This window comes from Rhodococcus sp. NFXS4 (assembly GCF_058139645.1).
Genome location: NZ_CP192221.1, coordinates 2225521 through 2249949, shown reverse-complemented (window position 1 = coordinate 2249949; position 24429 = coordinate 2225521). Strand labels below are relative to the sequence as shown.

General features: G+C 70.2%; 20 protein-coding genes and 1 pseudogene. 3 read left to right on the top strand and 18 right to left on the bottom strand.

Annotated features, from left to right (window positions below):
• The 3 genes from nusB to J4E04_RS10575 form a co-directional block, all read right to left on the bottom strand.
• A complete protein-coding gene (gene nusB / locus J4E04_RS10585; RefSeq protein WP_490150458.1) occupies positions 1-561 on the bottom strand; it encodes a transcription antitermination factor NusB in 561 nt (186 codons plus the stop codon).
• Entirely contained in the window at positions 562-1125 is a 564-nt protein-coding gene (efp, locus tag J4E04_RS10580; protein WP_027505254.1) for an elongation factor P, read from the bottom strand. It lies immediately after the preceding gene.
• A 100-nt stretch (positions 1126-1225) separates the two neighbouring features.
• Positions 1226-2335 (bottom strand): M24 family metallopeptidase, encoded by a 1110-nt coding sequence (locus J4E04_RS10575; RefSeq protein WP_027505253.1) that lies wholly within the window; start codon positions 2333-2335, stop codon positions 1226-1228.
• 119 nt (positions 2336-2454) lie between these two features.
• On the opposite strand from J4E04_RS10575, the gene J4E04_RS10570 reads away from it, so the two are divergent.
• A complete protein-coding gene (locus J4E04_RS10570; RefSeq protein WP_027505252.1) occupies positions 2455-3048 on the top strand; it encodes a B-4DMT family transporter in 594 nt (197 codons plus the stop codon).
• A gap of 12 nt (positions 3049-3060) precedes the next feature.
• On the opposite strand, the gene aroB is transcribed toward J4E04_RS10570, so the two are convergent.
• From aroB to aspS, 14 genes and pseudogenes are all read right to left on the bottom strand, one after another.
• The gene (gene aroB / locus J4E04_RS10565; protein WP_027505251.1) at positions 3061-4170 is read right to left on the bottom strand and encodes a 3-dehydroquinate synthase; all 1110 of its coding nucleotides are present in this window, start codon (positions 4168-4170) and stop codon (positions 3061-3063) included.
• Between the two features lie 191 nt (positions 4171-4361).
• Positions 4362-4853 (bottom strand): annotated as a pseudogene (locus J4E04_RS10560) (shikimate kinase); the annotation flags it as partial.
• 98 nt (positions 4854-4951) lie between these two features.
• Positions 4952-6139 carry a chorismate synthase gene (gene aroC, locus J4E04_RS10555; protein WP_027505250.1) on the bottom strand — a complete coding sequence of 396 codons (1188 nt, stop codon included), beginning with the start codon at positions 6137-6139 and terminating at the stop codon, positions 4952-4954.
• A gap of 12 nt (positions 6140-6151) precedes the next feature.
• On the bottom strand, positions 6152-6703 hold the full coding sequence (locus tag J4E04_RS10550) for a prepilin peptidase (protein WP_056444731.1): 552 nt from the start codon (positions 6701-6703) through the stop codon (positions 6152-6154).
• Positions 6704-6782: 79 nt separating this feature from the next.
• Positions 6783-7622, bottom strand: coding sequence for a shikimate dehydrogenase (locus J4E04_RS10545; RefSeq protein ID WP_490150457.1), 840 nt, complete (start codon positions 7620-7622; stop codon positions 6783-6785).
• Positions 7619-8968, bottom strand: a complete 1350-nt coding sequence (locus tag J4E04_RS10540; RefSeq protein WP_051613215.1) for an endolytic transglycosylase MltG — start codon at positions 8966-8968, stop codon at positions 7619-7621. The genes J4E04_RS10545 and J4E04_RS10540 overlap by 4 nt, the downstream gene beginning before the upstream one ends.
• A complete protein-coding gene (gene ruvX, locus J4E04_RS10535) occupies positions 8965-9543 on the bottom strand; it encodes a Holliday junction resolvase RuvX (protein WP_051613214.1) in 579 nt (192 codons plus the stop codon). The genes J4E04_RS10540 and ruvX overlap by 4 nt, the downstream gene beginning before the upstream one ends.
• Positions 9544-9545: 2 nt before the next feature.
• The gene (alaS, locus tag J4E04_RS10530; protein WP_490150456.1) at positions 9546-12218 is read right to left on the bottom strand and encodes an alanine--tRNA ligase; all 2673 of its coding nucleotides are present in this window, start codon (positions 12216-12218) and stop codon (positions 9546-9548) included.
• 9 nt (positions 12219-12227) lie between these two features.
• Positions 12228-13589 carry a replication-associated recombination protein A gene (locus tag J4E04_RS10525; RefSeq protein ID WP_307092885.1) on the bottom strand — a complete coding sequence of 454 codons (1362 nt, stop codon included), beginning with the start codon at positions 13587-13589 and terminating at the stop codon, positions 12228-12230.
• 7 nt (positions 13590-13596) lie between these two features.
• Positions 13597-14769 (bottom strand): protein kinase family protein, encoded by a 1173-nt coding sequence (locus J4E04_RS10520; protein WP_027505245.1) that lies wholly within the window; start codon positions 14767-14769, stop codon positions 13597-13599.
• A gap of 236 nt (positions 14770-15005) precedes the next feature.
• Complete coding sequence (locus J4E04_RS10515) at positions 15006-15908, bottom strand: transglutaminase family protein (RefSeq protein ID WP_056444737.1); 903 nt, start codon at positions 15906-15908, stop codon at positions 15006-15008.
• Positions 15905-18532 carry a circularly permuted type 2 ATP-grasp protein gene (locus J4E04_RS10510; RefSeq protein WP_056444741.1) on the bottom strand — a complete coding sequence of 876 codons (2628 nt, stop codon included), beginning with the start codon at positions 18530-18532 and terminating at the stop codon, positions 15905-15907. Before J4E04_RS10510 ends, J4E04_RS10515 begins: the two co-directional genes overlap by 4 nt.
• Before the next feature lie 56 nt (positions 18533-18588).
• Positions 18589-19512, bottom strand: coding sequence for a DUF389 domain-containing protein (locus J4E04_RS10505; protein ID WP_056444744.1), 924 nt, complete (start codon positions 19510-19512; stop codon positions 18589-18591).
• Between the two features lie 49 nt (positions 19513-19561).
• Entirely contained in the window at positions 19562-21382 is a 1821-nt protein-coding gene (gene aspS / locus J4E04_RS10500) for an aspartate--tRNA ligase (RefSeq protein WP_027505243.1), read from the bottom strand.
• 144 nt (positions 21383-21526) lie between these two features.
• Here aspS and ypfJ point away from each other — a divergent pair, with 144 nt between their 5' ends.
• Both ypfJ and J4E04_RS10490 read left to right on the top strand, forming a co-directional pair.
• On the top strand, positions 21527-22444 hold the full coding sequence (gene ypfJ / locus J4E04_RS10495; RefSeq protein WP_027505242.1) for a KPN_02809 family neutral zinc metallopeptidase: 918 nt from the start codon (positions 21527-21529) through the stop codon (positions 22442-22444).
• 41 nt (positions 22445-22485) lie between these two features.
• Positions 22486-23265 carry an MBL fold metallo-hydrolase gene (locus J4E04_RS10490; RefSeq protein WP_490150455.1) on the top strand — a complete coding sequence of 260 codons (780 nt, stop codon included), beginning with the start codon at positions 22486-22488 and terminating at the stop codon, positions 23263-23265.
• A 9-nt stretch (positions 23266-23274) separates the two neighbouring features.
• On the opposite strand, the gene J4E04_RS10485 is transcribed toward J4E04_RS10490, so the two are convergent.
• Positions 23275-24312 (bottom strand): Rv2578c family radical SAM protein, encoded by a 1038-nt coding sequence (locus J4E04_RS10485; RefSeq protein WP_056444753.1) that lies wholly within the window; start codon positions 24310-24312, stop codon positions 23275-23277.
• Positions 24313-24429: the final 117 nt, after the last annotated feature.

The following is a 24429-nucleotide window of genomic DNA, read 5'->3' as shown; positions in this document are numbered from 1 at the left end:
TCAGCTCGAGGCGGGCGGTACGGCGTCGTCGGCGGTGTTCTCCGTCACGGGCCGGCTCTGCGCCGCCGGACGCGCCGCCGCGGCGGCGCGCACCTGGGGTGCGACGAGCACGATCTGGCCCAGCACCCCGTTGACGAAGGACGGCGAGTCGTCGGTGGAGAGTTGCTTGGCCAGCTCGACCGCCTCGTCGACGGCCACCACCGGCGGGACGTCGACCGCGTTGAGCAGTTCCCACACCGCGACGCGCAGGATCGCGCGGTCGACGGCGGGGAGACGATCGAGAGTCCACTGGTGCAGGTGATCCCCGATGACCGAGTCGACGCGGTCGAGGTTCTCGGCCACTCCGGTCACGAGAGTCGTGGTGTACGCGTTGACCGGCGCCACCGTCTCCTCGTGAGCGGACAGCTCGCCGCGCTCGTTCGCGAGCACCACGGGATCGAGATCCCGAGCCTCGGCCTCGAAGAGGAAGTCGACGGCGCGCTTACGCGCCTTGTGCCGTGCTCCGAGCTTCTTCGCCGCCGGCTTTCCCGGTGCGGCAGGGTTCTTGGAAGGCTCGCTCACTCAGGAATTCACGCGCCCGAGGTAGTTGCCGTCGCGGGAGTCCACCTTGAGCTTGTCGCCGGTGTTGATGAAGAGCGGCACGTTGATCTCGGCACCCGTCTCGAGGGTCGCCGGCTTGGTGCCACCGGTGGAGCGGTCGCCCTGCAGACCCGGATCGGTGTGCTGGACGATCAGCTCGACCGTGACCGGCAACTCGACGTACAGCGGCAGACCCTCGTGCATCGCCACCTGGACCTTCATGTTCTCGAGCAGGAAGCGCGAGACCTCGCCGATGGTCGCCTCGGCGACGGAGATCTGGTCGAAGGTGTCGCCGTCCATGAAGACGTAGTCCGAACCGTCGTGGTAGAGGTACGTCATGTCGCGTCGGTCGACCGTCGCGGTCTCGACCTTGACGCCCGCGTTGAAGGTCTTGTCGACGACCTTGCCCGACGTGACGTTCTTGAGCTTGGTGCGCACGAAGGCCGGTCCCTTACCAGGCTTGACGTGCTGGAACTCGATGATGGACCACAACTGGTTCTCGATGTTGAGAACGAGTCCGTTCTTGAAATCACTGGTGGAAGCCACTTGCTTCGCGTCTCCTCGTCGACTGTCGTCTCGGTCTCTCGGTACCCGGACGCCGCGCACGGCCTCCGGGCCTGACAAGCACTGGTCGGCAGGCCCTCGCCTACAGAACGGTGAACTCTTTGCTGGTGAGCGTCAGCAGTTCCGGCTCGTTCTCTCGAACGATGAGCGTGTCCTCGATCCGTACGCCTCCGCGACCGGAGAAGTACACGCCGGGCTCGACTGTCACCGCAGCACCGCAGAGCAGTGTACCGGTGCCGGTGGCACCGATTCCCGGCGCTTCGTGGATCTCGAGTCCCACGCCGTGGCCGAGTCCGTGCAGGAACTTGTCCCCGTGCCCCGCGTCCACGATGACCGAGCGAGCCGCTCCGTCCACCGCCTGCACGTCGGCGCCGGGGAGGACGGCGGCGCGTCCGGCGGCCTGGGACTGTTCGACGAGGGCGTACAGCTCGCGCTGCCAGTCCGCAGGGGTGCCCAACACGTAGGTACGCGTCATGTCGGAGTGGTACCCGTCCACCTCCGCGCCGAAGTCCAGCTTCACCAGGTCACCCTGCTCGAGCACCGCACCGGTGGGGCGGTGGTGCGGCACCGCCGAGTGTGCGCCCGCGGCCACGATGGTCTCGAACGAGATGGCGTGCGCTCCCAGCTCGAGCATGAGGAACTCCAGATCGATCGCGACCTGCTTCTCGGTCCGGCCGGCGCTGATGCCGCCCCGCTCGATCAACGCGGCCAGCGCGGCGTCGGCGACACCGCAGGCGCGTCGCAGCGCGTCGATCTCGCTCTCGTCCTTGATCATCCGCAGCTTCTCCACCAGGCGCGGCATGCGCTGGAGCGAGAGCGAGGACGCGGCGTCGGACCATGCCTGATGCTCGTCGACGGACACGACGTGCGATTCGAATCCGACGGTCTGCCCGCCTCGCGCACCGCCGGCGTCCTGCAGCAGGCGAACAGGGCCCGCGCGGTCGATCACCGCCGCGAGGTCGGGCACCTGCTCGGCCACCTGCGTCACGTACCGACCGTCGGTGCACACCACGGTGCCGGACTCGTCGGAGGCGGAGTCGTGCGCACTCAGCAGCAGCGCGGCATTGGAACCGGTGAACCCCGTGAGGTACCGGACGTTGAGCAGATCGGTCACCAGGAGCGCGTCGGCCTCCCGGTCGCGGACGAGTTCTCTGAGAGCGTCGCGCCGTGCGGCGCGGTCGGAGGACGGCATCTCTCGAACCTACCGCCGCCGTCACCGACGGCCGGCGACACCGGTCCGCCCGACGACACCGCACCCGGATATGTGGGCAGAAGCACACGCGACCGACCGGGGTGATTACTGTGTGCAGCATGACTGGGTGGGTGGTTCGCGGTGTGGGGATGGCGCTGGTTCATGTGGTGGCACGAGTGCTGCTCGCGCTGGCGGTCTCCGCCTGGCCCGCGCAAGGGTCCGTGTTGCGCATGATCACGCTGGCCGCCGTCGTTCTCGTGGCCGTCGTGTGGGGCGGAATCGACGGGATCAACGCGCACCGCCGCGGTGACCACGGCGAGGGCCGGACCGATTTCACGATGCTGTGGCTGAAGGCGTCGGTCGTGGCCGGTGTTCTCGCCGGGCTCGTCTGCTGGGTGTTCTCGGCGGTGGCGAACCTCGCGGTGAGCAGCAACTCCCTCTTCTTCGAGGTCACCTCCGGCGCGGCGTTCACGATTCTGCTCGTCTTCATCCCCACGGTCATCGCCGTCACGGTGGGCCGCTGGCTGGCCGGACGCGGCGACGACAAGCAGGAGGACCTGCGGCCGGGCAAGAAGGAGGACGCGACCGAGCGCGACCGCGTCACCTCCGGAGCACCCGCACGGGGCGAGTCGGACGCCGACACCGAGGTCTTCGCGCCGGTCCGGGACTCCGATCCGCGCCCGAACCTCGCGAAGGGCGACCGCTCCTCCTGACCGACCCCGTCGTCAGAGGAAGATCGACGACCCCGTCGTCGGCTCCTCACGCGCCACCGCGGAGTACGCGGCGGCCAGCAGCGCCGGATCCGGTCCTTCGAGGCGGCCCGGCTTGGCCAGTCCGTCCAGCACGACGAAGCGCAGCAGCCCGTTGCGGTTCTTCTTGTCCGTCTGCATGCCCGACAGTAGATGGGCGAACGCGTCCGCGTCGTAACTGACGGGCAGTCCCACCGCCTGCAGGATGCTGCGGTGCCGGTCGGCGACATCGTCCGACAGTCGCCCCGCGAGACGTCCGAGCTCGGCGGCGAACACCAGACCCACGGAGACCGCGGCGCCGTGGCGCCACTTGTACTTCTCGCGGCGCTCGATCGCGTGTCCCAGGGTGTGGCCGTAGTTCAGGATCTCGCGAAGATCGGACTCCCGGAGATCGGCCGCGACGACCCGAGCCTTCACCTCGATGGAGCGCCGGATCAGCTCGGGCAACACCTCGCCCGTCGGGTCCAGCGCGGCAGCGGGATCCGCCTCGATGAGGTCGAGAATGACCGGGTCGGCGATGAATCCGGTCTTGATCACCTCGGCGAGCCCGGCCACGATCTCGTTGTGCGGCACCGTCTCGAGGGTCGCCAGGTCCACCAGGACGGCGGCAGGCTCGTGGAAGGCACCGACGAGGTTCTTCCCGGCGTCGGTGTTGATGCCGGTCTTGCCTCCCACGGCCGCGTCGACCATGGCGAGCAGCGTGGTGGGCACGTGCACGATGCGGACGCCGCGCATCCAGGTGGCCGCGACGAAGCCGGCGAGATCGGTGGCCGCGCCGCCGCCCAGGCTGACCACGGCGTCGCTCCGCGTCAGACCGATGCGGCCGAGCACCTCCCAACAGAAGCCGGCGACGGCCAGTTCCTTGCCGTCCTCGGCATCGGGGATCTCGATGCGGTGTGCGTCGATCCCGTTGTCCGCCAGTGCTGCTCGGACGGCCTCAGCGGTCTCGGCGAGCGGAGGCTGATGGAAGATCGCGACGGTGCGCGTGCCCGCGAGCTGCTCCACCAGGTCGGTGAGCAGACCGCGACCGATGATCACGGGGTACGGGTTCGCCGTCCGGACGTCGATACGAACAGGTTCTGTCACGAGAGCGTCTCCTGTGCTGGGGGTGGATCCTGCGGTGGTCGGGTACGGCCGGTCCGTGGTGCCGACTGCCGCGGCAACGGTCCCGGATCGGTGGGGATCGGACGTCCGCCCTTGCGCCGGATCCGGCGCCGCGGCGAGGTCCGCTGCGGTGGTGCGGCCGGCGCGGGGACGCGGTCGGCGGGAGCGACGCCGAGACGGCCGAGCACAGCGGTGACGACGCGAGCAGGGCTGCGGCCGTCCGTGCGGACACGGATGGTGGACACCTCGCGGTACAGGGGTCGCCGAGTGCGCATCAGTTCGCGGTACTTCGCCCGCGGGTCCGAGCCGGCCAAGAGGGGTCGCGAAGCGTTGGCAGTGGTCGCACCGGTGCGCCGGAGGCCCTCGCCGACACTGATCTCGAGGTAGACGACGGTGTGACCGCGGAGCGCCGCACGAGTGCGCGAGGACAGGATCGCCCCACCGCCCAGGGACACGATGCCCGGATACGTGCGCAGCGCATCGAGCACGATGCGCTCCTCGATGGCACGGAACTCCGCCTCACCGCTCTCGGCGAAGATCTGCGGGATGGTGCGGCCGGTGTCCTTCTCGATGGCCACGTCCGTGTCGTACACCTGCGTGCCCAGGGCCTGAGCCAGCCGTCGGCCGATGGTGGACTTCCCGGCGCCGGGTGGCCCGATCAGCACCGCGCGCGGCGGACCGGAAACCTCCCCGGCCTCACCGGTCTCCCCCGACCGGCCTCCGGCCTGCCCGGCATCCTGCGACCGGCCTCCGGCCTGCCCGGTCATCGCGGCGGACGGGCTTGCGCGTTCTCCACGTAGCGGCGCACGTTGCCGGCGGTCTCGGCGACGGAGTCGCCTCCGAACTTCTCCAGCGTGGCGCGGGCGAGCACCAGAGCCACCATGGTCTCCGCGACGACCCCCGCGGCCGGCACGGCGCAGACGTCGCTGCGCTGGTGGATGGCCACCGCACCCTCGCCGGTGGACATGTCCACCGTCGCCAGGGCACGCGGAACCGTGGAGATGGGCTTCATGGCCGCGCGCACCCGCAGCGGGGCGCCGTTGGTCATGCCGCCCTCGATGCCGCCGGCGCGGTTGGTGGTGCGGACGATCCCGTCCGGGCCGGGGAGGATCTCGTCGTGGGCGGCGCTGCCGCGGCGGCGTGCGGTCTCGAACCCGTCGCCGACCTCGACACCCTTGATGGCCTGGATGCCCATGAGTGCCGCGGCGAGCTGCGCGTCGAGCTTGCTGTCGCCGGTGACGAACGAGCCGAGTCCCACGGGAAGGCCGTGGACGACCACCTCGACGATGCCGCCGAGGGTGTCCCCGTCGCGCTTGGCCGCTTCGATCTCGGTGATCATGGACTGCTCGGCCACGGCGTCGAACGCCCGCACGGGGCTGGCGTCGATCGCCTCGATGTCTCCCGCCGACGGCTCCGGGCCCTCGTACGGGTCGGACGCGCCGATCGAGATGACGTGCGACAGGACGTCGACGCCGAGGACCTGTTTCAGGAACTGTCGCGCGACGGTGCCGACCGCGACGCGGGCGGCGGTCTCCCGTGCGCTGGCGCGTTCGAGCACGGGCCGGGCGTCGTCGAAGCCGTACTTGAGCATGCCCGAGTAGTCGGCGTGGCCGGGGCGCGGACGGGTCAGGGGCGCATTGCGCGCGAGGTCGGCGAGCACGGCGGGATCGACCGGGTCGGCCGCCATGACGGTCTCCCACTTCGGCCACTCCGTGTTGCCGATCTCGATGGCGACGGGACCGCCGAGCGTCGAGCCGTGCCGGACACCGCCGATGACGGTGACCTTGTCGGCCTCGAACTTCATGCGGGCGCCGCGGCCGTAGCCCAGGCGTCGTCGGGCGAGCTGAGCTCCGATGTCCTCGGAGGTCACCTCGACTCCGGCCACCATGCCCTCGAGAATGGAAACCAGGGCAGGGCCGTGAGATTCTCCGGCAGTGATCCATCGCAACACGGATCGATCTTTTCACGTCCCGGCGTTCACCCACGCCACCAGGGTCGCCGCACACAGAGCGGGTCCGTGCGGAATCCCCGCCGCTCCCCCGGTTCGTCCCGTCATCGCCGCCAGCACCAGCGTCGTCGTCGGTGCCAGCACGGCGGCCACGGTCCACACGGACGGCCCCGAGACCGCGCCCAGTCCCCCGAGTGCGAGACACAGCTTGACGTCGCCGCCTCCGATCGATCCGGGTGACGCCACCGACCCGACGAGGTGGACACCGGCCAGAGCCAGGCCGCCGAGGAGCGCCGACTCGCCCCCACCCTGGTGGGCGGCTGCCAGGAGCACCGCACCCGCGGCGGGCAGCGTCAGATCGTCCGGCAGGCGGTGACGGACCAGGTCGACGAGCGCGACGGCACAGGACCACGCCCCGACCGCGAGGATCGCCACGTCGGTGGTGACCGCGCCGAGCGCGGCACCGACGACGGCGGCCGCGAGCAGGTCGGGCACCGTCGGCGTCACCCACCGACCGACGGTGAGAAGAGCGAGGCAACACAGCGCGGATCCGAGGAGGACGGTCATGCAGTCACGGTGGCACCGGTGACTCCCATGATCCGTGCCGCGGCGACCCGCCCGGGGACGACGGCGCACCCGGGGATGGTCAGGACTCCCGCATAGCCTGTTCCATCGCAGCACGCGGGGCAGGCCTACCGGTGAACTGCTCCACCTGACCGAATGCCTGGTGCAGCAGCATCGCGAGGCCGCCGACGACGACGCCACCGGACTCCTCGACCGCGGCGGCCAGCGGCGTGGGCCACGGGTGGTAGATCGCGTCCATCAGCACGCGCGTCCCGCGCAGTGCGTCGATCATCGCAGCGCCGCCCTCGGGCGGGACGGTGGACACCACGGCTGCCGCGTCCGCGACCGCTCGCGGCAGCGCGTCGTCGTCCGGTGCACTCCACCGGGCGGTGAGACCGGCGTCGCGCGCACAGACCAGAGCTCCCTCCGCCCGCTCCTCGTCCCGCGAGACGACGGTGACCGCATTCGCCCCGAGATCACGCAGAGCGACGAGCGCCGGGCGGGACGTTCCGCCCGCCCCGACGACGACCACCGACGCTCCCGACAGGTCACGGACACCGACCGTGCCGAGGGCGCCCGTGACACCGTCGACGTCGGTGCAGTCGGCGCGCCAGCCCGAGTCGGTGCGTACCAGGGTGTTCGCCGAGCCCACAGCGATTGCGCGCTGCGTTCGTTCGGTCGCACAGGCCAGAGCCGCGAACTTGCCCGGCATCGTCACCGACAGTCCCACCCACTCGGGTCCGAGGCCGTCCACGAACTCCGGAAGCCGTTCCGCGGTGCACTCCACCCGCTCGTAGGTCCACCCGGTGAGCCCGAGCTCCCGGTACGCCGCCGCGTGCAGGATCGGTGAACGCGAGTGCGCCACCGGCGACCCCAGAACGGCCGCGCGCCTCGTCGACGAGGCGTCGGAGACGGACGTCACCGGCCGCTGTCGAGGAACCCGCCCTCGACCTTCGTGATGTTGTCCAGGTGCACCTGGTAGTCGTCGGTGAAGAGCGTCTCACCGGCCGCGTTGATGGTGACGAAGTAGAGCCAGTTGCCGGGCTCGGGAGCCTCGGCAGCCTGCACCGCTGCCACACCGGGAGAGCAGATCGGCGTCGCCGGCAGACCCTCCTTGGCGTACGTGTTCCACGGCGTGACGTTCGCACGGTCGGCGTCGGTGGTGGCCACCTCGGTGGTGTCCAGCGAGTAGTTGACCGTCGAGTCGAATTCCAGACGCTGCCCGATGGCGAGACGGTTGAGGATGACGCGCGCCACCTTGGCGAAGTCCTGCGGCAACGCCTCGCGCTCGATGAGGGACGACGCCACGAGCACCTGGTACGGGTCGAGACCCGAGGAGGCGCCTGCCTCCAGTAGACCGGTGTCCTCGTAGATCGCAGCACTCTCGGACACGAGTTGACGCAGGATGTCCGTCGGTGCGGCGCTGGGGTCGAAGTTGAACGTGCCCGCGGCGATGAGCCCCTCGAGCTGACGATCGCGATCCGGCACCTGCCGCACCGCGTCGGTCGCCCAGTCGGCGACACCGAGTGCGGAAGGATCGTCCCCCGCACCCGCGAGGTTCAGGTCGTCGTATGTCACGCACGGAAGACCCTCTCCGACAGCACAACTGGCCTCGGAGATCAGCGTGTAGATGCCCTTGCGGACGGCGCCGGTGTTGACGTCGGTCGAGTCGTGCAGCTGACGGCCCTCGGCGATCTGGATCTGGCCCACTCGCGATGCCGGGTCCACCAGTGCGGAGACGGCGTCGGCCGCCGCCATCTGCGAGCGCATCCGATAGAAACCGGGCTGCACGGAGGTCATCGCGGTGTTCTGGACCGCGGCCTCGTAGAAGGCCGCCGAGCTGGCGGTGACGTCCTTGTCCGCCATCTCGGTCGCGATCTCCTGCGCGGTGTCGCCCGAGGCGACCTGCACCACCACGGCGTCGCCGCCGGGACCCGGGTAGTCCTCCGCGACCGCGGCCCCGCCGCCGGTGAACTTCGACACTCCCCACACACCTCCGACGGCCACGAGGCCGACCAGGACCAGCACACCGAGTCCGCCGATGATGCGCGAGCGACGTTTGCGACCGGCCGCGGCGCGGTCGCGGCGGGTGTCCGCACGGCTCGCGCGGCTCGGGCGGTCACCGGGACCCGACGCCACTCGCGCAGGACGGGCGCGGCGGTCGTCGGCGAGCGGCTGACGGCGCAGGTCGTCGACCGGGAGATTCAGCTCGTCGGTGTCCCACTCGTCGCGTCGGCCGGGCCGCTGTCCACGACCGTCGTCCGTCACGGGGTCGTCCCCGGTGTGTCCTGCTCCGGACCGTGATTCTCGGGCACCGTTGCCCCCTCCTCGTTCGCCTGGGCGACCATCTCTCGCGCCAGGACACTGCGGCGCTCGTCGAGCCACCCTTGCAGGATGGCGACCGCCGCCGCCTGGTCGATCATCGACCGTTGGTCTCTCGCGCGGACGCCGCTGTCTCGAAGACCACGCGCGGCACTCACCGTAGTCAAGCGTTCGTCGGACAGCCGCACCGGCACGCCGGGCAGCGCACGGTGCAGGACTCGGGCGAAACGGACAGCCAGCGTGGCGGCGGTTCCGCGCTCGCCGCGCAGAGTGCGCGGTAGACCGACGATGATCTCGACGGCCTCGTACTCCTCGGCGAGCGCGACGATCCGCTGGACGTCGGCCGAGTCGGTGTGTGTCTTCGCCGCGCGCGGGACCGTCTCGACGGGTGTGGCGAGGGTGCCGTCGGGATCGGAGGACGCCACCCCGACGCGCACGCTCCCGACGTCGATCGCGAGCCGCCGCCCCCGCCCCGGGTCGTCGGCGCCCGGCCGGTCGGGCGCGGAGCTGCCGGCGGCCACCGTCAGGAGTTCCCGACGATCTCGGTGACGCGACCGAGCAGAGCCTCGATCGCCGCCGGAATACCCGACGCGTCGGACCCGGCTCCCTGCGCGGTGTCGGCCTTGCCACCGCCGCGGCCGCCGATGCTCGGACCGAAGGCACCCACCAGTTCACCGGCCTTCACGCCGAGTTCCTGCGCGGCCTTGGTCGTCGACACGACGAACGGCACCTTGCCGTCGACGTCTCCGAACAGCGCCACCACCGCGGGCTGCGTGCCGAACCGGCCGCGAACGTCGCCGACGAGGGTGCGCAGATCCGCGGCACCGACGCCGGCCGGCGCGGGCTCCGCGACGACGAGCAGCGACCCGACCCGGCGCGCCGTGTCGACGTAGGACCCGGCGGACGAGAGCACGGCGGCGGCGCGAGTGGCCTCGAGCTCCTTCTCGGCGACGCGGAGCCGTTCGACGAGGTTCTCGATCCGCGCGGGCACCTCGTCGGTGGGCACCTTGAGCGACGAGGCGACACCGGCGAGCAGCGCCCGCTCCTTGGCGAGGTACTTGTACGAGTCGAGGCCGACGAAGGCCTCGACGCGTCGCACGCCCGACCCGACCGACGACTCTCCGAGGAGCGTCACCGGGCCGATCTGCGACGAGTGCTGGACGTGGGTGCCGCCGCACAGTTCCATCGAGAACGGTCCGCCGATCTCCACGACCCGGACCTCGTCGCCGTAGTTCTCACCGAACAGCGCCATCGCCCCCATGGCCTTGGCGTCGTCGAGATCGGTGACGAAGGTGTTGACCGCGAAGTCGGACGCGACGGCGTCGTTGGTGACGGACTCGATGTCCTCGCGCTGCGACTCCGACAACGCACCCTGGTACGTGAAGTCGAATCGCAGGTAGCCGGGCTTGTTCAGCGATCCGGCCTGTACCGCGTTCGGGCCCAGGATCTGGCGGAGTGCGGCGTGCACCATGTGCGTGCCGGAGTGTCCCTGGGTGGCGCCGCGGCGCCACTGCTGGTCGACGTGCGCGGTGACGACGTCGCCCTCGGTGAGCTGCCCCTCGTCGACGGTGACCTTGTGCACCCACACGGTCTTCGCGATCTTCTGCACGTCGCCCACGGTGACACTCAGTCCCGGGCCCGTGAGGGTGCCGATGTCCGCGAGCTGTCCGCCGGACTCGGCGTACAGCGGGCTGCGGTCGAGGATGACCTCGACCTTCTCCCCCGCAGCGGCGGTGGGCACCCGCACGCCCCCGGCGATGATCGCGAGAACCGTTGCCTCGCTGTCCAGCTCGTCGAAACCGGTGAACTCGGTGGGACCACGGTCGACGAACTCCTTGTACACCGTCAGGTCGGTGTGCGCGTGCTTGCGCGACTGCGCATCGGCCTTCGCACGGTTACGCTGCTCCGCCATGAGCGTGCGGAATCCGGCCTCGTCGACCTGCAGGCCCGCCTCGGCCGCCATCTCGAGTGTGAGGTCGATGGGAAAGCCGTACGTGTCGTGCAGGACGAAGGCCTCGTCACCGCTGATGCGGGTGTCGCCGGACGCGGTCACGGCCTGAGCAGCGTTGTCGAAAAGGCGCGATCCGGACGTGAGGGTCGCGAGGAACGCCTTCTCCTCGCCGACGGCGACGGACTCGATGCGCGCGAAGTCCTCGACCAGTTCCGGGTACGACTCGGCCATCGTGTCGCGGACGACCGTGACGAACCGCGCCATCGAGGGGTCCTCGGCACCGAGCAGGCGTGCGCTGCGCACGATCCGGCGCAGCAGACGCCGCAGCACGTAGCCACGGCCGTCGTTGCCCGGCGTCACGCCGTCGGCGATGAGCATGACCGCGGTGCGGGCGTGATCGGCGATGACGCGGAACCGTACGTCCGCGTCGTGGTTCTCCCCGTACCGACGGCCGGACAGTGCCTCGGCCTCGGTGATGACGGGACGGACCAGATCGGTCTCGTAGACGTTGTCGACGTCCTGCAGCAGGAACGCCACGCGCTCGACACCCATACCGGTGTCGATGTTCTTGCGCGGCAACGGCCCCAGGATCTCGAAGTCGTCCTTCGACGTCCCCTGTCCGCGCTCGTTCTGCATGAACACGAGATTCCAGATCTCGATGTAGCGGTCCTCGTCCGCCTCCGGACCGCCCTCCTTGCCGAACTCGGGTCCGCGGTCGTAGTAGATCTCCGAGCACGGCCCGCAGGGTCCGGGAATGCCCATGGACCAGTAGTTGTCGGCCATGCCTCGGCGCTGGATGCGCTCGTCGGGCAGACCGGCGACGTCCTTCCAGATCTGGATGGCCTCGTCGTCGTCGAGATACGCTGTGGCCCAGATCCTCTCGGGATCGAAGCCGTAGCCACCGTCCTCGACGGACGAGGTGAGCAGTGACCACGCGAAGCCGATGACCTCGCGCTTGAAATAGTCGCCGAACGAGAAGTTGCCGGCCATCTGGAAGAACGTGTTGTGGCGGGTGGTCACGCCCACGTTCTCGATGTCGCCGGTGCGCACACACTTCTGCACACTCACGGCACGCGCGAACGGCGGGGTGCGCTGCCCGAGGAAGTACGGGACGAACTGCACCATGCCGGCATTGATGAACAGCAGATTCGGGTCGTCGAGGACCAGCGAGGCGCTGGGGACGGGGGTGTGTCCCAGCTTCTCGAAATGGTCGAGGAAACGACGGCGAATCTCGTGAGTCTGCACGGAAACACCCTAGCGCGCGAGAGCACGCACGATTCTGCGGAGCTTGCCGACGCGCGTCTCGAGGTCTCGCTCCGCTCCGTGGTTGGTGGGCCGGTAGTAGTCGGCGCCCACCAGCTCGTCCGGCGGGTACTGCTGGGCGAGCACACCGTCGGGGTCGTCGTGCGGAAACTTGTAGCCCACCGCGTTGCCCAGTGAGGCGGCTCCCGTGTAGTGCCCGTCGCGCAGGTGCGGCGGCACGGCGCCTGCCTTCCCCGCCGCGATGTCGGCCATCGCCGCGGACAGCGCGCTGGTGACGGCACCGGACTTCGGTGCGGTGGCGAGGTGGATGGTGGCCTGGGCGAGGGCGAGCCGCGCCTCGGGCATCCCGATCGTCTGCACCGCCTGCGACGCCGCCGTCGCGACCAGCAACGCGGTGGGGTCGGCCATGCCGATGTCCTCGCTGGCGTGCACCACGAGCCTGCGGGCGATGAAGCGTGCGTCCTCACCGGCGGTGATCATCCGGGCGAGGTAGTGCATGGCCGCGTCGACGTCGGAACCGCGGATCGACTTGATGAACGCGCTGATGACGTCGTAGTGCTGGTCACCGTCCCGGTCGTACCGCACCGCGGCTCGGTCGACACTCTTCTCCACGGTCTCGAGATCCACGGTGCCGCCCGCACCCGCAGTGTCGGCGGCCGCCTCGAGCGCTGTCAGACCCCGTCGAGCGTCACCGCCGGCCAGCCGCACGAGGTGTCCGAGCGCCTCGTCGGTCACCGTCACCGACCCGCCGAGACCGCGCTCGTCCGCCAGGGCCCGCGTGAGAACCTCGCGGATGTCGTCGTCGGTGAGCGACCGGAGCTGCAGCACCAGGGACCGTGACAGCAGCGGCGACACGACGGAGAACGACGGGTTCTCCGTCGTCGCGGCGACGAGCAGCACGATCCGGTTCTCGACGGCGGCGAGCAGGGCGTCCTGCTGGGTCTTGGAGAACCGGTGCACCTCGTCGATGAAGAGCACGGTCTGCTCGTTGTTCAGCAGCCGGCGACGCGCCAGGTCGATCACGGCCCGGACGTCCTTGACGCCCGCGGAGAGCGCGGACAGGGCCTCGAACTTGCGGCCGGTGGCACCCGAGATCAGGGACGCGAGCGTGGTCTTGCCGGTGCCGGGTGGGCCGTAGAGCATGACCGACGCTGCCCCGGACCCCTCCACCAGGCGGCGCAGCGGGGCACCCGGGGTGAGGAGGTGGCCCTGGCCCACGACCTCGTCCAACGACCGTGGACGCATCCGCACGGCCAGCGGCGCACCCGGTGTGCTCGCACGCGGGGACGGGACGAACGCGTCCCCGTCGGGAGCAGCGGTGTCGTCGTCGAAGAGGGAGTCGTCGGCGCTCATCGGACGGTCAGGACGCGGCGGCGGGCCACCGCGCCGCGAGTGCCTGCCGGACATCGCCCGCGAAGTCCGCGAGGTCGTGGTGCCCGACGAAGCGCGCGTACTCCGAGAGGATGGACCACCGCGTGGTCAGCGCGGCGGCGCGGGGCACCGAGAGGTGGTGCCGACGCAGTGCGGCGTTGCGGGTGTCGTCGTCGGGGAGGAACCAGTGCGTCGTGAGCCAGGCCCACACCAACTGGGCGTCCAGCAACTTGGCGTGCAGCACGTCGTCGTCGGCGAGGTGCGGCCAGATTCCGACCACCTCGGCGCGCCACGCATCGACCATGGCCTCGGCGCGTTCCGGCGTGAGATCGAGACGGCACAGGCAGCCGGGGTAGGACAGGAGCGTGTAGGCCACGTCGAGAGTGGCGTCCCGGAAGCCTCCCCACTCGTAGTCCAGGAATCGCACGCCCTCGTCGTTGACGATGATGTTGTCCGGGCACAGGTCCGACGGACTGAAGGCGCGGTGTCCGCCGGAACCGAAGAGTTTGGCCGCGCGGGCGACGGCGGCGGCGACCGCGGGCGGCACCTCGATGCCGAGATCCGCGGCGAGCATCGCCGGGACGTCCGACTGGGCCACCGCGACCTGATCGGCCAGCCCGTCCCGAGAATCGGCGACGCCGGCGCGACCGAGGAGCGCCCCGAAATCCTCCTCGCGGCCGAACGTGGCGGCGTGCATCCGCCCGAGTGCCTGGGCCAGAGCCATGAGCGAGTTGGTGACGGACGACGGATCGGGGTTCGCGATCAGACTGGTGAACGGCGCGGCGTCCCCCAGGTCACTGAGGACGAGGAGCCGTTCCTTCAGGTCGTACGCGATGAGGGAGGGACCGGGACGGGTGTGCGTCGCGAGGGCGGTGGCGAACTGGTACGAGACCGCTTCGCGCAGGAACGCCGTGTGGTCTCCGGCGCCGAGACCAGTGCGGGACACCGACTCCGTGGACGTCTCGCGGACCTGCTTGATCACGAGCGTGCGGGGCAACTGGAACGGGTTCTCGGCCACCCGGACACGGATGACCACGGTGCGCCCGCTGCCGCCGAGATCGACCGGGTCGACCAGGGTCACCGATGCTCCCGTGCGTCTGGTGAGGAGTTCTCGTGCTGCTGCCACTGCTTCGGTGACCGGATCTGCCAACATTGCCGTCATCGATTGTCCGACCCACCTCGTTCGTGAACGGGCAGGTCATTCCTCGTTTCCGTACTCGCGTCGGCCCGTGAGGGCCGCCTGTGATGCTGTGTGCGTACTGCCGGAGCAGGATCGGGTTCCCCGCTCCACAGTCGATGAAACGGGCTCGCTGTGCGGTTTCTCGACCCTATCGCACTCTCCCGACAGCTCGGGGGCGCCGCTGGCACCGCGGTGCCCACGAGAGGCAAGATCCGAGGTCAGACGGCTCGGACGATCGGCGCGACGTCGACCGACACGGCGATGCGGCTCCCCGCCGACTCCGTGTAGATGATGCCGCGCAGCGGAGGGACGTCGTCGTAGTCACGGCCCCACGCCACCGTCACGTAGCGCTCGTCCACCCACTGGTCGTTGGTCGGGTCGAAGGCCAGCCACGAGCCGTCCGGTGACCGCACCGCCGCCCAGGCGTGGGTGGCGTCCACACCCACCATGCGTTCCTTGCCCGGCGGCGGTTGAGTCGCGAGGTAGCCGGAGACGTAGCGCGCGGCGAGGCCGTGCGAGCGCAGGCACGCGACGGCGACCCGCGCGAAGTCCTGACACACACCGGTCCGGGCGGCGAGGACGTCCGCGACGGTCGTCGAGATGGTCGTCGACCCCGACAGGTAGGCGAAGTCGGTGTGGATCCGGTGGTTGAGGTCGAACACCGCCTCCACCAACGGGCGGCCCTCGGTCAGCGAGAGCGCGGCGTACTCGTGCACCTCGTCGGTGATCTCCGGTGGCACGAGATCGAGCACGAAGTCGACGTCCAGGGCCCCGTCGACCCCGGTGGGACGAGCACTCTCCCACGCCGTCGTCGCAGCCCGGGTGGTGAGGCGAGCGGGGTCGGGAGGGTCCACGGCGACCAGGGCGCGCGCGGTCACGCACAACCGGTCGTGATCGGTGGTGACGTGGAAGTAGACGTCCTCGTTCCCGAAGAGGTCGACACCGGTGGACCGGTCGGTCGGCGTCGGCGTCACGGTGACGGAGGCGTCGAGACACCGCTGCTCCGAGGTCGAGCGCGGGAAGAGGTGGCCGCGGCCGTACGACGACGACACGGTGCCCTGATAGACGTACTCGGTGCGGTGGGTGATGGCGTACCACCGCGCACCCTCGTGATCGGTCACGACAACACCCGTCCGCCGCCGCGTCCCCACAACGGCTGCGTGCCGCCGGGCAGCGTCAGGTGCGCCGCGGTGATCGACTCGGAGAGGTCGAGCAGATCGGTGTGCACCGACCGGACGACGTCGTCGAACTCCGATCGGGTCCCGGTGGCGTCGACGTCCTCGAGATCGGACGGGTCGACTCGGCGCAGCGTCGCGACGATGCGCTCGAGCGCCCGATCGGTGCGGGAGGTCCCCGTCGATCCGGGCAGCGACGCCAGGTTCACCGCTGCTCGTTCCACCGAGTGGATGACCGAGCGCGGGTTGCCGCCGTCGAAGAGCACGAGCTCGGCCACGGCGCCCACCTCGGGAGCACCGCGATAGCGGCGCCGGTAGGTGACCGACGAGTCGGCGGCGTTCAGCACCGCCCCGAGCACGGCCTGCTCGACGGCCGGTGGGCGTGCGGTGCCCACGGTCTCGGCGAGCAGGGCGGTGATCTGCAGAGCGCGCTCGATGCGCTTGCCCGTGTCCATGAGGAACCAGCCCGGATCGTGCACCATCGACTCGGCCGACAGACCGGCGACGGCGAGCATCGACCCCACGACACGGCTCTGCGTCGACCAGAGCCCCGCCTCGTCGGACACCGGCGACGCCGCACACTCGGCGAGCGCGGTGTCGAGCCGGTTGAACACCGCCCAGGTGTCCTCGCCCAGCTGATCCCGCACCGCGCGGGCACACGTCTGCAACGCCGCCACGGCGTGCGCGAGCGAACCGGTGCGCCGCGTCCGCACCGTCAGCGACCGGAACTCCGCGAGCAGGTCCGACCGCGTGGTCGCGGCGCGGAACCCCGGCGCCGTCGCGGTCACCGCGGTCACCGCGTCGAGCACCACGGCCAGGGCGACGTCCGTGTCGGACCGCGCCTGCTCCCCGAACGGCGTCTCGCCGCGATGATCGCGGACCATCTGGTTCGCGGCCACCAGCAGGCGGGCCGTCGCCTCGGCACGCTCGCCGTAGCGACCCATCCAGTACAGGTCGTCGAGCACACGCGGCGTACTCACCGAGTCGATGACACGGGGACGGCGTCCACCCATCGGACGCGGTGCGTCGACGGCGCTCGACACGTCCGGCTGATCCGACCGGCCGCGACGCTCGGCCAGCACCCACACGTCCTTGGCAGCGGTCGTGGCCATGGGCTCCGACGGCGGATCCGTGACCAACACCTGGGCCAGACCGCCCGTCATCGGGGTGTAGCCCCGGCGCCCGGCCACGTCGAACAGTCGGATGCCGACGGGCCTCGGCAGCACGGCGGCGTCGTGCCGGCGATGACCGACCGGCCCGACGGGCGACGTCGCCAGGTCCGGTATCGCCCGCGCCGCCCACCCCGTCGGGTCCGCCCCGATCCGCCGCACCAGCTCGTCCCGCTCGCGCATGGACAGCGCGGGACCGACGACGCTCTCGTGCGAGCCGATCGCGTACACCACGAGCGAACCGATACGAGAGACGATGTGCGACAGGCCGTGTGGATCCCCCGCCCAGAAGGCCGGGACCGAGTCGAGCAGGGGCTCCTCCCCGAGCAGCGCCCGGCCCAGCTCCGGCAGCCGTCCGAACAGCGCCGCGTTCTCGAGGACGCCGCTGCCGATCGTGTTGACCACGGTGACGGCTCCGCGCCGCGCGACCTCGAGCAGTCCCACGACACCGAGGCGTGACTCGGGGCGCAGGTCGAGCGGATCCACGTAGTCGTCGTCGACACGGCGCACCACGACGTCGACGCGGCGCAGGGTGCCGAGCGAGCGCATCCACAGGGCGCCGTCGCGGACGACCAGATCAGCGGACTCGACCAAGGGGAATCCGAGCACCGAGGCGAGATGCGCCTGGTCGAACGCCGTCTCCGACCAGACACCGGGACTGAGCACCACCACGAGCGGGTTCTCGGCGGCGGCAGGCGCCACCTCGACGAGGGCCACGCGCATCGCACCGACGTAGGTGCTCGCGGGACGGGGCGCCACCCGGCCGAAGACAGCCGGTACCGCACGCGCGACGATCGACCGGTCCGCCAGGGCGTAGCCGGCGCCCGACGGTGCCTGAGTGCGGTCGGAGAGGACTCGGAACTCGCCGTCGGTGCATCGGGCGATGTCCGCCGCGTGGAAGAACAGCTGATGTGGGCCGGGGATGGTGATGCCGTGCGCGGCTCGGAGATAGCCGCGATGCCGGAAGACGATCTCCGGCGGCAGCAGACCGCGGCGAATCAGGGTGCGCTCGCCGTACAGATCGGTGAGCACCGCGTCGAGGATGCGCGAGCGTTGCAGCATGCCGGCCTCGAGCCGGTCCCAGTCCGGCGCCGACACCACCGTCGGCACCACGTCGAGCTCCCACCGCGCACCGGACTGCGTCGACGACGGCGATTCGGACGACGCGTCCGCCGTGTCGTTGTAGGTGATGCCGGAGTCGTCCACCAGACGGCCCACGCGCAACTGTGCGGCGGCGAGATCAGCCGGGGTCACGTCCTCGGCGCCGGGGAGGGCCGCCCAGCGCTCTCGTAGCCGCGGACCACCGTCGACGGCGTTCTCCACGAGGTCGTCGTGGCCGTCCGGACGGATCTCGTCGAGGTACGCCGCGAGCACGGGAGATGTGGCCTCACCCTGCTGCACGCAACTCCCCCTCCGCAGACGACCGGCACCGCGCTCGGCGCACGTCCGCGAGAAATCTACCTGTCCGCCTGTGCCCGAGCCGATCGCCGGTGCAGGGAGAGCACAAAGGTCGCCGCGACGACGATGCCGAGGAGGTTGATACCCAGCTGTCCTGCGGACAGAGCGGCGATGCGCCAGCTCCCCACCGTGGCCGCGACGACGGCGAAACCTGCTGCCGGAACGGTGGTCACGGAGATGAAGACCCCGACCAGGGCGGCCGATTTCGCCGACACGAGCGCGAGCATGCCGGCGGCGCCGGCGAGCAGAGCCACGACGAGAGAGAACGGACCGACCTGGTAGATGAAGTCGACCTGCTGCAGGTCGTCCATCGCCTCCGGTCGGATCCATCCGAGGGCCTCGGCCCCGAACGCCCCCAGCGCCGTGATGACCATCGCGGTCGGGAAACCCACGAGCAGCGCCAGCAACGATCGACGGATCAGTGATCGCTGACGACGCACCAGGCCGACCGACAGCGCTGCCAGCGGACCGAACTCGGGTCCCACCACCATCGCACCGACGATGGTGACCGGCGAGTCGGTCACGACGCCGATGGCCGCCAGCAGCAGCGCGATGGTCAGGAAGGCGACGAACGTCAGGGTGAGGGACGATTCTTCCCGCGTACGTCCGACCAGTTCGTCCCAGACGATCGAGTCGTCCGGGTCACCGGGCGCGTCCTGTTCCGCGGTGCGCGCCGCGTCCGACAGCACCGTCTCCACGGGTTGCATGGTGATGGCTCCGTCGTGGGTCAGGCGCAGCGAACGCAGACCGTCGAGAACCTGATTCGCGCACTCCCGCACGACGACGGCGTCCACGACGTCGCCCTCCGGGCGCACGGCGGCACCGCGCAGAACGACGACGTGAGCGACGCCGGGAGTCTCGTCGAGCACCCGCAGCACCTCGTCGGTCCGGTCCGCCGGACTGACCACCCTGAGGTTCTGCATGCACTCTCCGTCCGCGCGTCGTCGACGCGTGACCGGCGACGCCTCGACCCTAGGTCGTGGGGCCCTCCGACGCGGGCTTCTCGCCCGATGCGCCACCCGGCGTCTGACGAGGAACCGGCTTCGCGTCGATACCCGACTCCTTGCGCTGCGCCGGGGTGATCGGAGCCGGCGCGTCGGTCAGCGGATCGACGCCGCCGCCCGACTTCGGGAATGCGATGACCTCACGGATGGAGTCCACCCCGGCCAGCAGGGCCGTGATGCGGTCCCAACCGAAGGCGATACCACCGTGGGGCGGCGCACCGAAGGCGAAGGCGTCGAGGAGGAAGCCGAACTTCTCCTGCGCCTGCTCCGCGTCGATGCCCATGATCGCGAAGACGCGCTCCTGGATGTCCTTGCGGTGGATACGGATCGAGCCGCCGCCGATCTCGTTGCCGTTGCAGACGATGTCGTACGCGTAGGCCAGGGCGTTGCCGGGGTCGGTGTCGAAGGTGTCCATCGACTCGGGCTTCGGCGAGGTGAAGGCGTGGTGCACGGCGGTCCACGAGCCGGAACCCACGGCGACGTCGCCGCTGGCGGTGGCATCGGACGTCGGCTCGAACAGCGGCGCGTCGACGATCCAGACGAAGGCCCACTCGTTCTCGTCGATGAGGCCCTGCTTGCGGGCGATCTCACCGCGGGCGGCACCGAGCAGTGCGCGCTGCGCCTTGGCGGGGCCGGCCGCGAAGAAGACGCAGTCACCGGGCTTCGCGCCGACGTGGGCGGCGAGTCCGTCGCGCTCGGCGTCCGACAGGTTCTTGGCGACGGGACCACCGAGGGTGCCGTCCTCCTGGACCAGGACGTACGCGAGGCCCTTGGCGCCGCGCTGCTTCGCCCAGTCCTGCCACGCGTCGAGCTGACGACGCGGCTGCGACGCACCGCCGGGCATGACGACGGCGCCGACGTACGGCGCCTGGAAGACGCGGAACGGCGTCCCGGCGAAGTACTCGGTGCACTCCACGAGCTCGACTCCGAAGCGGAGATCGGGCTTGTCGGAACCGAAGCGGCGCATCGCGTCCGCGTAGGTCATGCGCGGGATGGGTGTGGTGATCTCGTGGCCGATCAGGTTCCACAGCGAGGTGAGGATCTCCTCGGCGAGGACGATGACGTCGTCCTGCGTGACGAAGCTCATCTCGACGTCGAGCTGGGTGAACTCCGGCTGCCGGTCGGCGCGGAAGTCCTCGTCCCGGTAGCAGCGGGCGATCTGGTAGTACCGCTCGATGCCGCCGACCATGAGCAACTGCTTGAACAGCTGCGGGCTCTGCGGGAGTGCGTAGAAGCTTCCCGGCTGGAGTCGCGCGGGAACCAGGAAGTCGCGGGCACCCTCGGGGGTCGAGCGTGTCAGCGTGGGCGTCTCCACCTCGACGAATTCGTGGTGGGCCAGGACGGACCGTGCCGCCGCGTTGACCTTCGAGCGCAGTCGGATCGCATGACCGGGTCCGGCGCGACGCAGGTCCAGGTAGCGGTACTTGAGCCGCGCTTCCTCGCCCGGAGTCTCGTCCAGCTGGAACGGCAGCGGCGCGCTCTCGCCCAACACCTCGAGCTCGGTGACGTTCACCTCGACGGCGCCCGTCTGGATCTCGTGGTTCTGGTTGCCCTCGGGGCGGAGCTCGACGATGCCGGTGATCTTGACGCAGAACTCCGACCGCAGGCGGTGCGACTGCTCGGCCGCCGGACCGTCGCGGAACACGGCCTGGACCACTCCGGAGGCGTCACGCAGGTCGATGAAGATGACTCCGCCGTGATCGCGCCGTCGAGCGACCCAACCGGTCAGGGTGACGTGTCGGTCCGCGTGCTCGGCTCGAAGCGAACCGGCGAGGTGCGTGCGCAGCACAGGAGTCCTTCCAGAAGTAGACGAATACAGCTGGTGATCCTACGGACCATTCGAGCCCACCCCGACGCCGGGAGAAACAGCGCTGTGTCGGTGGTGGCCACGTGCGAAGCTGTGAGCCGCACACGCCGACGAAAGTGGTGACTCATGACGTTCGACCCCGACGCCAGGATCGACTCCTCCCGGGTTCGACGGTCCTCCGGTGGCCGCGGCAAGGGCATCGCCGTCGGCGGCGGTCTCGGCGGCATCGTCATCGTGGTGATCACCCTGCTGCTCGGCGGCGACCCGTCGTCGGTGATCGGGCAGCTCGGCGGCGGTGAGGCCACGTCGCAGGACTCGGGCAGCGGCGCCATCGAGAACTGCGACACCGGGGCCGACGCCAACGCGAACGTCGACTGCCGGGTCACGGCCACCGTGAACAGTCTCGATCAGGTGTGGGACGCCGAGCTGGCGGCGCAGACGGGCGTGCCGTACGAGCGCCCCGAGGTCGACATCTTCTCCGGTCAGGTCTCCACCGGGTGCGGCGCCGCGACGTCCGACGTCGGCCCGTTCTACTGCCCCGCCGACTCCACCGCGTACTTCGACACCGGATTCTTCCAGGTGCTCGTCGACCAGTTCGGTTCCAGCGGCGGCCCGCTCGCGCAGGAATACGTCGTGGCCCACGAGTTCGGCCATCACATCCAGAACCAGCTGGGCGACATCGGCCGGGCGCAGGCCGACCCGAACGGACCCGAGTCCGGCGCCGTGCGCACCGAGCTCCAGGCCGATTGTTACGCCGGCGTGTGGGCGAACAAGGCCGACGACGTTCCCGCACCCGGCAGTTCCGAGCCGCTGCTCGATCCGCTCACCGACCAGGACGTGTCCGACGCGTTGTCGGCCGCGTCGTCCGTCGGCGACGACCGGATCCAGCAGGCCTCGACGGGCCGCGTGAACCCGGAGGGCTGGACCCACGGCTCGTCCGACCAGCGACAGGCGTGGTTCGACGCCGGCTACCGCACGGGAGCTGTCGCCGCCTGCAACACCTACGACGCGTCGGATCTGAACGACCCGTCGTCCGTCCGCTGATGTCGTCCCGCTCGGAGCTGCCGGTCTGTGAGACGTGTGGCGTGCAGTTCGACCGCGTCGATCCGGACGAGTGCCCGATCTGCACCGACGAGCGCCAGTACGTCGGACGCGGCGGCCAGCGGTGGACCACCGTCGCCGAGGTGTCGGCGTCGCACCGGACCGTGGTGCGCGAGGAGTACCCGGGCCTGTGGGGCATCGGCACCGAGCCGACCTTCGCGATCGGCCAACGCGCGCTGCTGGTCCCCGGCGACGGCGGAAACCTGCTGTGGGACAGCATCACCACGATCGACGACGCCGCGATCGCCCATGTCACCGAACTGGGCGGCGTGTCGGCCGTCGCTCTGTCCCACCCGCACTACTACAGCGCGATGGTCGAGTGGAGCGAGGCCTTCGGCGACGTACCGATCTACGTGCACGAGTCCGACCGTGCGTGGCTTCCCCGCGCCGGCAACATCCGCACGTGGTCGGGCGACTCCCTGGAGATACTGCCGGGGCGGACGCTGATCAACACCCGGGTGCACTTCGCCGGCGGCTCGGTGCTGCACTGGCCGGGCACCGACGGCCGCGGCGCGCTCTGCACCGGGGACATCATCCAGGTGGTGTCCGACCGCCGATGGGTCTCGTTCATGTACAGCTACCCCAACCTGATCCCCGAACATCCCGACACGATCCGCCGGACGGTCGCCCTCCTCGAGAACGTGGCCTTCGAGCGCATCGTCGGGGCGTGGTGGGACCGGGTCGTCGAGGAGGACGCTCACGGCGCGGTGGTCCGCTCGGCGCGGCGCTACCTCGAGCACATCGGCGTGACCCCCGGCTTCTGACCGACCGGCTCAGAACAGGGTCATCGCTGGTTCCGGAGCGGGTTCCGCGGGAGCTGCCCTGGCCACACGCCGCGCACCGGCCGGATCGAGCCCCGTCAGAGAGTGCTTCTCCCGCAACGGTTCCACCTTGTCGCGGAGCCACTGCTTGTATTCCGGGCTGACGTACGCCCCGCGTCCGTAGAGCACCCGGTAGCGGCGCACGAGAGCCGGATGATGCTCGGCGAGCCAGCTCATGAACCACTCCTTGGTGCTGGACCGCAGATGCATCGGCAGCGCGGTCACACCGGTCGCGCCCGCCTCCTCGAGAGCCGCCATCAGGGCGCCGAGGTGTTTGGGACTGTCGGTCAGGAACGGGATGACTGGCGCGATGAGCACGTGGCACGACAGACCCGCGTCCGTGATGGCCCGGATCATGTCGAGGCGAGCGCGCGGTGACGGCGCCCCCGGCTCGAGGGACTTCTGCAGATCCTCGTCGTGAAAGGCGAGACTGACACTCACCTGTACGTTCACCTGCTGAGCGGCGAGGGTGAGCAGCGGCAGATCCCGTCGCAGCAGCGTGCCCTTGGTCAGAATCGAGAACGAGGTGCCGGACTCGGTGAGCGCCCGGATAATGCCCGGCATGAGCTCGTAGCGACCCTCCGCGCGCTGGTACGGGTCGGTGTTGGTGCCCAGGGCGACCGGGTCACGTTTCCACGAGGCGCGGGCGAGTTCCTTGCGCAGCACCGAGACGATGTTGGTCTTGACCACGATCTGCGAATCGAAGTCGCGGCCCGCATCGAGGTCGAGGTACTCGTGGGTCGGCCGGGCGAAGCAGTAGCGGCACGCGTGCGAGCACCCGCGCGCGGGGTTGATGGTCCAGCGGAACGGCAGCGCCGATTCCTCGGGCACCCGGTTGAGGGCGCTCTTGCAGAGCACCTCGTGGAAGGTGACGCCCTCGAACTCGGGCGTGCGGACCGTGCGGACCAGACCGGCACGCACCAGCCCGGTGCGCTCGAGGCCGGGAAGCGCCCCGTCGGGAGCGTCGAGTGTCTGACCGTCCCACCGCATGACCCCTCCTGTTCTCCGGCGACCCCGGCACACCGATGCCTCGAACACACGATCGATCGACGAATCGCAGACAGTCGAACATCCGTTCTATCGAGGTGTCAACTCTTCGGTAGTGTC

Excerpts from the sequence above, each read along its gene's own strand:
- J4E04_RS10570 (WP_027505252.1), top strand. The coding sequence starts at position 2,455 with ATGACTGGGTGGGTGGTTCGCGGTGTGGGGATGGCGCTGGTTCATGTG.
- ypfJ (WP_027505242.1), top strand. The coding sequence starts at position 21,527 with ATGACGTTCGACCCCGACGCCAGGATCGACTCCTCCCGGGTTCGACGG.
- J4E04_RS10485 (WP_056444753.1), bottom strand. The coding sequence starts at position 24,312 with ATGCGGTGGGACGGTCAGACACTCGACGCTCCCGACGGGGCGCTTCCC.
- J4E04_RS10520 (WP_027505245.1), bottom strand. The coding sequence starts at position 14,769 with ATGACGGCAATGTTGGCAGATCCGGTCACCGAAGCAGTGGCAGCAGCA.
- J4E04_RS10505 (WP_056444744.1), bottom strand. The coding sequence starts at position 19,512 with ATGCAGAACCTCAGGGTGGTCAGTCCGGCGGACCGGACCGACGAGGTG.
- J4E04_RS10525 (WP_307092885.1), bottom strand. The coding sequence starts at position 13,589 with ATGAGCGCCGACGACTCCCTCTTCGACGACGACACCGCTGCTCCCGAC.
- J4E04_RS10550 (WP_056444731.1), bottom strand. The coding sequence starts at position 6,703 with ATGACCGTCCTCCTCGGATCCGCGCTGTGTTGCCTCGCTCTTCTCACC.
- J4E04_RS10575 (WP_027505253.1), bottom strand. The coding sequence starts at position 2,335 with ATGCCGTCCTCCGACCGCGCCGCACGGCGCGACGCTCTCAGAGAACTC.